This is a genomic window from Rhodococcus sp. P3_B8, assembly GCF_056402775.1.
The window spans coordinates 1-10,193 of the sequence record NZ_JBFUGT010000238.1; the positions used below are offsets into that span (position 1 = coordinate 1).

10 protein-coding genes are annotated in these 10,193 nt (G+C 68.7%); 8 read left to right on the plus strand and 2 right to left on the minus strand.

The features are described from left to right. Both AC1D1G_RS35125 and AC1D1G_RS35130 read right to left on the minus strand, forming a co-directional pair. Window positions 1–1,364, minus strand: a 1,364-nt coding sequence (locus AC1D1G_RS35125) for an MFS transporter (RefSeq protein WP_477955720.1), incomplete at its 3' end; no start/stop codon positions are given. A gap of 243 nt (window positions 1,365–1,607) precedes the next feature. Next, window positions 1,608–2,708 (minus strand): NADH:flavin oxidoreductase/NADH oxidase, encoded by a 1,101-nt coding sequence (locus tag AC1D1G_RS35130; protein ID WP_283333616.1) that lies wholly within the window; start codon window positions 2,706–2,708, stop codon window positions 1,608–1,610. Between the two features lie 114 nt (window positions 2,709–2,822). Here AC1D1G_RS35130 and AC1D1G_RS35135 point away from each other — a divergent pair, with 114 nt between their 5' ends. From AC1D1G_RS35135 to AC1D1G_RS35170, 8 genes are all read left to right on the plus strand, one after another. Next, window positions 2,823–4,103 carry a glutamate-5-semialdehyde dehydrogenase gene (locus AC1D1G_RS35135; protein ID WP_280782399.1) on the plus strand — a complete coding sequence of 427 codons (1,281 nt, stop codon included), beginning with the start codon at window positions 2,823–2,825 and terminating at the stop codon, window positions 4,101–4,103. Window positions 4,104–4,166: 63 nt separating this feature from the next. Beyond that, window positions 4,167–5,048, plus strand: a complete 882-nt coding sequence (locus tag AC1D1G_RS35140; RefSeq protein ID WP_005261286.1) for an AAA family ATPase — start codon at window positions 4,167–4,169, stop codon at window positions 5,046–5,048. Window positions 5,049–5,058: 10 nt separating this feature from the next. Continuing rightward, a complete protein-coding gene (locus AC1D1G_RS35145) occupies window positions 5,059–6,519 on the plus strand; it encodes a vWA domain-containing protein (protein WP_477955721.1) in 1,461 nt (486 codons plus the stop codon). Between the two features lie 64 nt (window positions 6,520–6,583). Beyond that, on the plus strand, window positions 6,584–7,234 hold the full coding sequence (gene nadD / locus AC1D1G_RS35150) for a nicotinate-nucleotide adenylyltransferase (protein ID WP_005261284.1): 651 nt from the start codon (window positions 6,584–6,586) through the stop codon (window positions 7,232–7,234). A gap of 35 nt (window positions 7,235–7,269) precedes the next feature. Further along, on the plus strand, window positions 7,270–7,695 hold the full coding sequence (gene rsfS, locus AC1D1G_RS35155) for a ribosome silencing factor (protein ID WP_105415022.1): 426 nt from the start codon (window positions 7,270–7,272) through the stop codon (window positions 7,693–7,695). Continuing rightward, window positions 7,692–8,351, plus strand: coding sequence for a histidine phosphatase family protein (locus AC1D1G_RS35160; protein WP_477955724.1), 660 nt, complete (start codon window positions 7,692–7,694; stop codon window positions 8,349–8,351). The genes rsfS and AC1D1G_RS35160 overlap by 4 nt, the downstream gene beginning before the upstream one ends. Further along, entirely contained in the window at window positions 8,338–9,135 is a 798-nt protein-coding gene (gene octT / locus AC1D1G_RS35165; RefSeq protein WP_283333619.1) for a diglucosylglycerate octanoyltransferase, read from the plus strand. The genes AC1D1G_RS35160 and octT overlap by 14 nt, the downstream gene beginning before the upstream one ends. Before the next feature lie 4 nt (window positions 9,136–9,139). Beyond that, window positions 9,140–10,006: a DegV family protein gene (locus tag AC1D1G_RS35170; RefSeq protein ID WP_477955725.1), complete on the plus strand. Its 867-nt coding sequence runs from the start codon at window positions 9,140–9,142 to the stop codon at window positions 10,004–10,006. Window positions 10,007–10,193 lie beyond the last annotated feature (187 nt).

Below are 10,193 nucleotides of genomic sequence, written 5' to 3' on the forward strand. Positions count from 1 at the left end.
ACGGCGGGCGGTGAACCCTCCAGCGGCTTCCGGGCGGTCTCGGAGATGAGCAGGACCGCGATACCGCCGACGACGGCCGCGACCATCATGTACATCGGCGCGACGAGGTCGCTGCCCGTCGCATCCTGCAACGCCGTGAGGACGAGGGGTGTGGTGCCACCGAAGATCGACACCGCGAGGTTGTAGCCGATCGCCAGGCCGCCGTAGCGGATTCCGGTGGGGAACAGCGCGGGAAGGACCGACGGGAAGACGCCGACGAACAGCAGCAGCAGCCCGCCGAGCATCGCGAGGCCGAGGAAGACGGTGAAGTAGTGCCCGACACCGATCAGCAGGTACGCGGGCAGCGACAGCGCGAAGAATCCGACGAAACCGGCCAGCAGCAACGGTTTACGCCCGACCCGGTCGGACAGCTTCCCGACGAAGCTGATGCACACCATCATGATGAGCATCACGATGATCATGAGGACGAGGCCGTGCGACTCGTCGTAGCCGAGCGTGTTCGACAGGTACGTCGGCATGTAGCTGAGCAGGCCGTAGTGCGCGATGTTGTAGGTGGCGACCAGGATGACGCACAGCACCAGCGGGCGCCAGTTCTCCACCAGGGTCTCGCGCAGTTTGCGTCCCGTGGATTCGTCTGCGAGCGAACGCTCTTCGGCCTGCTCCATCTGCTGGAACGCGGGCGTCTCCTCGAGCCGCAGCCGCAGGTACAGGCCGATCAGGCCCAGCGGACCGGCGAGCAGGAACGGAATTCGCCACGCCCAGTCCACCAGAGCGTCGGCGCTGACCACGGTGCTGATGACGGTGACCAGACCCGCGGCCGCGACATACCCCGCGAGGGTTCCGAATTCGAGGAAGCTCGAGAAGAACCCGCGGCGCTTGTCCGGCGCGTACTCGGCGACGAACGTGCTGGCGCCGCCGTACTCGCCGCCCGTGGAGAATCCCTGCACGAGCCGGAACAGCACCAGCAGAATCGGCGCTGCGAGCCCGATGGATCCGTAACTCGGGATCAGGCCGATGGCGAAGGTGCTGCCCGCCATCAGGATGATCGTGGTGGCGAGCACCTTCTTGCGGCCGATCCGGTCACCGAGCGGACCGAAGAACAGTCCACCGAGGGGACGGACGATGAACGCCGCGGCGAAGATCGCGAACGTCGACAGCAGCTGTGCGGTGCCGCTCGCCTCGGGAAAGAAGACCTTGCCGATGGTGGTCGCGAGGTAGGCGTACACGCCGAAGTCGAACCACTCCATGGCGTTACCGAGCATGGTCGCCTTGACGGCCCGTTTGACGGAGGCCTCGTCGGTGACCGTGACATCAGGTGATTCGGCCACCTCGGCCGACGTGATCGAGTGATCTGGTGCATTCATGTCGTGCGCTCCCCAGCGCAGTTATCACCCGCGCGGGGCACGTACCTGATGCACGCATCTTTTCGTCGCCCGCACGGCGATTGCTGGTCGGGTTCGGCAGCCCACGGCCCTTCGGCGCGATGCGGCCCCCGCCGATCGGCTCTGGCTCGTGGCTCGGTCCCGCCCCACCGTCCGGGGTGCGGGACTACCAGCTGTAAGAGCGATTACCGTAGCAAAGGATACCGGGGCTTGTCGGCCCGAACCTCAGTACGCCCGGGCGTACTGCGCCGGAATCTGCGGCGTCACCTGGGCATTCAATACCAGTGCGGCTTTTCGCGGCCAATACGGGTCGCGCAGCAGTTCGCGCCCGAGGAACACGGCGACGGCTTCTCCCGACTCCACGATCCGCTCGGCCTGCTCCGGCTCGGTGATGAGCCCGACGGCGGCGGCCGGGACCGTGGTCTCGTTCTGGATGCGACGGGCGAACGGGACCTGGTAGCCGGGCCCGATCGGGATCCGGGCGGAGGCGACGCCGCCGCTGGAGACGTCGACCAGGTCGACGCCGAGATCGGCGAGGGCCTGCACGAGGGAGACGGTCTGATCCGGCGTCCAGCTGTCCGCGTCGAGGCCGGGCTCCTCGGACAGCCAGTCGGTGGCCGAGACCCGGACGAACACGGGCAACTCGGCCGGCCACACCCCCCGTACCGCCTCGACGACCTCGAGCAGGAGGCGAATACGGCCCGCGAAGCTGCCGCCGTACTCGTCGGTGCGATGATTGCTGACCGGTGAGAGGAACTGGTGCAGCAGATAGCCGTGTGCCGCATGGATTTCCACCACCTTGAAACCAGCACGCGACGCCCGCTCGGCGGCGGCCGCGAAATCGGCGACCACCTTCCGGATGTCGTCGGTCGTCGCCGCGGCCGGCGGGGTGTGGTCGCCGAAACCGATCGCGCTCGGCGCCACCGTCTGCCAGGACAGCCGATCGTCGCCGTCGAGGCTCCCGCCCCCGCGCCACGGGACGTGCGCGGAGCCCTTGCGCCCGGCGTGACCGAGCTGGATGCCCGGGACCGCGCCGAAGTACTCGAGCTGTGCGTTGATCTCCGCGAAGGCCTCGGTTTGGGTGTCGTTCCAGATGCCGAGGTCGGCGGGACTGATGCGGCCCTCCGGGCTGACGGCCGTCGCCTCGGTGAGGATCAGGCCGGCACCGCCGATGGCGCGCGTCACGAGGTGCGTCCGGTGCCAGTCGTTGGGAACTCCCACGTCGCGGCCCGTCACGTCGGCCGAGTACTGGCACATCGGCGCCATCCACACCCGATTGGGGATGGTGACTCCGCGGAAGGTGATGGGTTCGAACAGCACGCTCACTACAGCACTCCTGCCTCTGATGGTCTCGACCAGTCGCAACCTGCGCGGGGGACCAAATCATTCCCAGTCGTTCCCGCTCCGCGGTGTACAGGCCCCGGTATATAGGCTGTCTTCATGACTGCAGTGACCTCCACCTCGTCGGCCGGTGCCGCGGTGGATACCCGTGAAGCCGTCCACGCAGCGGCCCGTCGCGCCCGCACCGCGTCGCGGGTCCTCGCGCTGCTCACCACCGCGCAGAAGGATGCGGCGCTCCATGCGGCGGCCGATGCCGTGCTCGCCGCCTCCGCCGACATCCTCGCCGCCAACGCCGCCGACATCGAGACGGCCAGGGCGTCGGGCACCGAGGACTCCCTGCTCGACCGCCTGCGGCTGACCCCGGAGCGCATCGAGGGGATCGCGTCCGGGCTGCGTCAGGTGGCCGGTCTGCCCGACCCGGTCGGTGAAGTGGTGCGCGGTTCGACCCTCCCGAACGGTCTCGAACTCCGTCAGCTGCGGGTTCCGCTCGGCGTGGTGGGCATGGTGTACGAGGCCCGCCCCAACGTCACCGTCGACGCGTTCGGGCTGGCACTCAAGTCCGGCAACGCAGCCCTGCTGCGCGGCTCCTCGTCCGCGGCGAAGTCGAACGCGGCGCTGGTCGTGGCGTTGCGGGCGTCGCTGGCGGCGCAGCAGCTGCCGGAGGACGCGGTGCAGTTGCTGCCGAGCGACGACCGCTCCAGCGTGACGCACCTGATCCAGGCCCGCGGCCTCGTGGACGTCGTCATTCCCCGCGGCGGCGCAGGCCTGATCAGCGCCGTGGTGCGCGATGCGACCGTCCCGACGATCGAGACGGGCGTCGGCAACTGCCACGTCTACGTCCACTCGGCGGCCGACCTGGAGATGGCCGAACGGATCCTGCTCAACTCCAAGACGCGGCGACCGAGTGTCTGCAACACCGCGGAGACGGTGCTGATCGACGCCGCGATCGCCGAGACGGCGGTGCCGAAGCTGCTGCAGGCCCTGCAGACGCACAGCGTGACGGTCCACGGGGATCTGCCGGGTCTGGTGCCCGCGACCGAGTCGGACTGGTCGGAGGAGTACCTCACCCTGGACGTGGCGCTCAAGGTGGTCGACGATCTGAACGCCGCGGTCGAGCACATCGACCGCTACGGGACCGGCCACACCGAGGCCATCGTGACGTCCGACCTCGCGGCCGCCCGCGAGTTCACCGCCCGGGTCGACGCCGCCGCCGTCATGGTCAACGCGTCCACCGCCTTCACCGACGGTGAACAGTTCGGATTCGGCGCCGAGATCGGGATCTCCACGCAGAAGCTGCACGCGCGCGGCCCGATGGGGCTCCCCGAACTGACGTCCACCAAGTGGATCGTCTGGGGTGACGGGCACACCCGCCCGGTCTAGGCGTTTCGCCCACCCCCTTTCCCTCAGCCCCTCTGCCCGTCACCCCTTCTGAAAGGAGCGAGCGTGGATCGCGCACTGCCCACCACGACGCCGTTCTTCGCGAGCGTCGACGACGTCATCGCTCGGCTCGCCGAAACCGGCTACCTGTCCGACAAGGGCACCGCGACCGCGGTGTTCCTCGCCGACAGGCTCGGAAAACCCCTGCTCATCGAGGGTCCCGCCGGCGTCGGCAAGACTGAACTCGCCCGCGCCGTCGCCGAGACCACCGGCGCCGAACTGGTGCGGTTGCAGTGCTACGAGGGCGTCGACGAGGCGCGCGCGCTGTACGAGTGGAACCACGCGAAGCAGATTCTGCGCATCCAGGCGGGCAGCGACCACAGCTGGGACTCCACCAAGGCGGACGTCTTCTCGGAGGAGTTCCTGCTGTCTCGGCCGCTGCTGACCGCGATCCGGCGCGAGGACCCGACGGTGCTGCTGATCGACGAGACCGACAAGGCCGACGTCGAGATCGAGGGTCTGCTCCTCGAGGTGCTCAGCGATTTCGCGGTCACCGTCCCCGAACTGGGCACCATCACGGCCACGCGCAAGCCGTTCGTCGTCCTCACCTCGAACGCCACCCGTGAACTGTCCGAGGCGCTCAAGCGCCGCTGCCTGTTCCTGCATCTCGACTTCCCCGATGCCGAGCTCGAGCGGCGAATCCTGGCGAGCCGGGTGCCGGAGCTGCCCGAGGCGGTGGCCGAGCAGCTGGTCAGGACCATCCGCGTGCTGCGCGGCATGCAGCTGAAGAAGCTGCCCTCGGTTGCCGAGACTATCGACTGGGGTCGCACCCTCCTGGCGCTCGGGCTCGACACCCTCGACGACGACGCCGTGCGCGCCACGATGGGCGTCGTCCTCAAACACCAATCCGACCAGCTACGGGCCGCTGCCGAGCTGCGACTGAACTGAAGGACTCCCCATGGCTGCTGGTGGTCCACTCGCGTCCCGGTCGAAGCCGGGCGGTCCCGCGGCGCCGCACGGGCTGCCGGGGCATCTCGTCGACTTCGTCGAGGCGTTGCGGCGGCGCGGCATCACGGTCGGTCCGTCCGAGACGGTCGACGCCGGTCAGGTGATGTCGGTCCTCGATCTGCTCGACCGCGAATCGTTGCGCGAGGGGCTTGCGTGCGCGCTGCTGCGGCGGCCCACCCACCGGCCCACGTTCGACGCGTTGTTCGAACTCTGGTTCCCTGCGGCGGTCGGAAGCCGGGCAGACGGGGCGATCGACACGAGTCTGCCGCGGAACGCGAAGGGTGAGATCGACTACGAGGCGCTGCGCGAGCTGATCGTCGAACTCCTCACCGACGGATCACCGGAGGCGATCGAGCTCACCGAGCTCCTGACCGCGCAGATGGTCGAGGAACTCGGCCAGTACCAGTCGGGGAACGGCCCGTCGTTCTCCGCGTACCAGGCGCTGCGGGACGTCGCGCCGGAAACCCTGCTGAAGAAGATCCTCGACGGACTCCTGGGGAATCAGCAGGACGGCGAAGCCCGAACGACGGAAAGCTACGAATCCGAGGTGGCCAAGCGCACCGCCGCCCAGCGGATCGCCGACTTCCGGAAGATGATCGAGAAGGAGACGCGGCGACGGTCGGCCGAGAACCTCGGCAAGGAGCGGGTGGCGTCGTACGGCGTGCCCCGGCTGGCCGAGGAAGTCGACTTCCTCCGCGCGTCCGACGCCGAACTGACGGCACTGAAACGCAACGTCACCCCGCTGGCCCGGCTGCTCGCCAGCCGCCTGGCCGTGCGGCGCAGCCGCAACCGGGCCGGTTCGATCGACCTGCGGCGGACCCTGCGCAAGTCGATGTCCACCGGCGGAGTGCCCATCGACCTCGTCCAGCGCAAGCCCCGCCGGGCGCGTCCCGAACTGGTCGTGATGTGCGACGTCTCGGGTTCGGTCGCCGGTTTCAGCCACTTCACCCTGTTGCTCGTCCACGCGCTGCGCGAACAGTTCTCCCGGGTGCGGGTGTTCGCGTTCATCGACACCACCGACGAGGTCACCCGCTTCTTCGATGCGGGGGCCGACCTCGGCAGCGCCATGTCGCGGATGATCCGGGAAGCCGACCTGGTCGGCTACGACGGGCACTCCGACTACGGCAACGCGTTCGGGGTGTTCGCCGAGCGGTTCACCCAGAGCATCACCTCGCGGACATCGCTGCTGGTGCTCGGCGACGGCCGCAACAACTACCGCGACCCGAATCTGGAGGCCCTGGCCCGCCTCGTATCGGTGGCGAAACACGCGCACTGGCTCAACCCGGAGCCCCGCGGCCAGTGGGGAACGGGCGACTCGGCGGCCAAGGTGTACAACGAGGTCATCAGCATGCACGAATGCCGATCCGCTCAGYAGCTGGCGTCGGTGGTCGCCGGGTTGCTGCCGGTGTGAACACGTAAGCTCGTCACTCGTGGAACAGGGAGCAGCGGGCGCGCGTCGGCGCCGCCTCGGAGTCATGGGCGGCACCTTCGACCCCATTCATCACGGTCACCTCGTGGCGGCCAGCGAGGTGGCGGATCGATTCAGCCTCGACGAGGTCGTCTTCGTGCCCACCGGACGTCCGTGGCAGAAGCAGGGCAAGGGCGTCAGCCCCGCCGAGGACCGGTACCTGATGACGGTCATCGCCACCGCGTCGAACCCGCGTTTCTCCGTCAGCCGGGTGGACGTCGACCGGGAGAAGGTCACCTACACCGTCGACACTCTGCGTGATCTGCGCAGCTACCACCCGGACGCCGAGCTGTACTTCATTACCGGTGCGGACGCCCTGGCGAGTATCCTGTCCTGGCAGGACTGGGAGGAACTGTTCTCGCTGGCGAAGTTCGTCGGGGTGTCGCGCCCGGGATTCGATCTCAACACCGAACATCTGGCCGGTCACCTGGACGCATTGCCGGAGGACGCGGTCACGCTGATCGAGATCCCGGCTCTGGCGATCTCCTCGACGGAATGTCGGCGGCGGGCCAGTCGACACCGTCCTGTGTGGTACCTCGTGCCGGACGGTGTGGTCCAGTACATCTCCAAACGGAACCTGTACAGGCCACCGGACTCCGAGCGTCTCGACGGCGCGACGACGATGTCCGAACCGGCCCCGGACAAGACCAAGAGTTAGTCAGCACTTTTCGAACCGAACTGGGAGAACATCGCGTGAGCGCAACGACCGAAGCCATCGAGATGGCACGCATCGCGGCAGTGGCTGCCGACGAGAAGCTGGCCTCCGATGTGGTGGTGCTCGATGTTTCCGAGCAGCTGGTCATCACCGACTGCTTCGTCATCGCCTCCGCCCCCAACGAGCGACAGGTCAACGCGATCGTCGAGAACATCGAGGATCGGCTGCGTGAGGCAGGTCACAAGCCGGTGCGGCGCGAGGGCACCCGCGAAGGCCGTTGGGCACTGCTCGATTTCGTCGACGTCGTGATCCACGTCCAGCACAACGAGGAGCGCAACTTCTACGCACTCGACCGGCTGTGGAAGGACTGCCCGACCGTGCCCGTCGAGGGTCTCGGGCAGCACGGCCCGGCCGACGCGAACGGTGCGGGCACCGCCGCCCAGGCGGAGGAGTCCGAGCTGTGACGGATGCCCCCCGTGCCCCGCGACGTCTGATCCTGCTCCGCCACGGGCAGACCGAGTACAACGCCGACAACCGCATGCAAGGACAGCTCGACACCGAACTGTCGGAGCTGGGTCGGTCGCAGGCCCGCGCCGCCGCCGGCGCGCTCGTCGGTCGCAGACCGATCTCCATCGTGTCCTCCGATCTGCGGCGGGCCTACGACACCGCAGTCGAGGTCGGCGACAACGCCGGTCTGCCGGTGCAGATCGACGAGCGCCTCCGCGAGACGCACCTCGGTGACTGGCAGGGGCTCACGCACCTCGACGTCGACGCGCGCGCACCCGGCGCCCGCGCCACGWGGCGCGGCGACGCGACGTGGGCACCGCCCGGCGGGGAGAGTCGCATCGACGTCGCACGCCGCAGCAAGCCGGTGGTCGCCGAACTCGTCGAGAAGCACGAGGACTGGGCGGAGAAGCCGGTGGTCCTGGTCGCGCACGGCGGTGTGATCGCCGCCCTGACCGCCGCACTGCTGGATCTGCCCGTCGACCGCTGGCCGGTGCTGGGCGGGCTGGGCAACACCAGCTGGGTACAGCTGAGTGCGTACGGAAACCCCGATTCGCTCAACTGGCGCCTCGACGTGTGGAACGCTTCTGCGAGTGTGGCCAGTGACGTCCTCTGACGCGGGTGCCGGTCCCGGGGAACGCCCCGTACTGCTCGTGCTCGCCGACTCGCTGTCGTACTACGGTCCCAAGGGCGGTCTCCCGTCCGACCACCCCGACATCTGGCCCAATATCGTTGCACGTCAACTCGGTTGGGATGTCGAGTTGGTGGCGCGGATCGGGTGGACCAGCCGCGACGTGTGGTGGGCGCTGACCCAGGACCCACGCGTGTGGTCGGCGGTTCCCCGCGCCGGTGCCGTCGTGTTCGCGGTCGGCGGCATGGACTCCCTTCCGTCCCCGCTCCCGACGGCACTGCGGGAACAATTGCGTTACGTCCGCCCACCCGCGCTGCGCCGCGTCGTGCGGACCGGCTACCAGTGGCTTCAGCCCAGGCTGTCCCCGCTGGGGTGGCCGGTGGCGTTGCCCCCGCGGCTGAGTGTCGAATATCTGGAGAGCTCCCGGGCGGCGCTCGAGTACATGCGTCCCGAGCTGCCCGTCATCGGCACCCTGCCGTCCGTGCATCGCAGCGAGGCCTACGGCAAGGTGCACGCGGGTCGCCCCGGTGCCGTTGCCGCCATCACCGCGTGGTCGGAGGAGAAGAACGTGCCCCTCGTCGACCTCGCGGAGGCGGTGCGCGCCAACGTCTTCAGCGATCAGGGTAATCCGGACGGCATCCACTGGGGCTGGGACGGACACACCGAGGTGGCTGCGTCGATGCTGACCGCGCTCCGCGCGGCGGGAGTCGTTCCGGACTCCGCCGAGGGTGCGGTTCCGGCCGACCCGGTGTCGAGCGGAGCCGAGTAGTCCGATGCCCGTCGTCGTCGTCACCGATTCTTCGGCCTCGATCCTGCCCGAACTCGTCGAGCAGTACGGGATCCAGGTGGTCCCGCTCCACGTCCTCAGCGGTGGCCAGGATTTCCGGGAGGGAATCGACCAGCTCCCCGACGACCTTGCCGATGTCACCACGTCGGGCGCGTCGCCGAGCGAGCTGTCCGAGGCATACGCGACAGCGCTGGAACTCAGTGAGGGCGCAGGCGTTCTCGCGGTCCACATCTCCCGCCAGCTGTCCGGCACGTGGGAGGCGGGCCGCCAGGCGGCGCAGGAATTCGACGGCCGGGTGCGGATCGTCGACTCCCAGTCTGCCGGAATGGGATTGGGCTACCCGGTCCTCGAGGCCGCGCGGGCCGCGAAAGATGGTGCGAACCTCGAGACCGCGTACCGGCGGGCGGTCGACGTCGCGAGCCGCGGGCGTTGCCTGATCGTGGTGGACAGGCTCGATCAGTTGCGTCGCGGAGGCCGCATCGGCACCGCCGCCGCGCTGCTCGGCACCGCACTGGCGATGAAACCGGTGTTGCATCTCGTGGACGGCCGGCTGGTTCTGAAGGAGAAGACGCGCACCTCGACCAAGGCGATGGCCAGGATGGTCGACGCCGCGGTGGAGCTGGCAGGTCTGGACAGGACGGCCGTCGCTGTGCATCACATGCATGCCCGGCAGCGCGCCGAGGCGGTGGCACAGCACCTGAAGGACCGGATTCCGCAGGTCAGTGATCTCGTCGTCACCGATTTCAGCTCGGTGATCGGTGCCCACGTCGGGGTGGGCGCCATCGGCATCGTGCTGTGCCCGGAACCCACCCTGCACCACGAAGACCGCGATTCATCCACAACGTCGCACTGATCCACAGGCCGATTCGGAAAGCCTGGTCGTCGCGGCAATTCGGTGGGCGGCGCACTCTACCGTCGCGTCCATGGGCATCAGGGAAGAACGTTCGAGGGGCCGGACGCGGCTCGCGTTCCTGACGTCGGGGGAACGCGATGCGGCGCCGCCCGACACACCGTCGGAGCCGGAGTGGCTGGCCGAGCCG